A 217-nucleotide genomic window follows, 5' to 3' on the forward strand; every position below is an offset into this window, starting at 1 on the left:
ATGAGTAGGAGCTTTCGTCTCAATAAACTGGTAGTCTCCCGGACGTAAATCAGAAACAGAGATTTTTCCATCTTTGTCAGTAGTTAAATCAGAACGAACGTCGTTGCCGTTTTGATCAACGATTTTAAAGATAGCACCTTCAAGAGTAGAGTTGTCAATGTCGTCGACTTTAGTTAATTCCACAGCGCCCTTAGTTAAGCTATTGGTAGCAGTAACA

The 217-nt window shown here is 40.1% G+C and carries 1 protein-coding gene; it reads right to left on the reverse strand.

Going from position 1 to position 217, the window contains the following annotated elements; genetic code table 11:
• Positions 1-217: prealbumin-like fold domain-containing protein (locus tag MR113_RS28100; RefSeq protein ID WP_242257531.1), on the reverse strand; the 217-nt coding region annotated here is incomplete at both ends.

The organism is Bacillus cereus group sp. BfR-BA-01379 (assembly GCF_022663605.1).
GTDB lineage: Bacteria > Bacillota > Bacilli > Bacillales > Bacillaceae_G > Bacillus_A > Bacillus_A mobilis.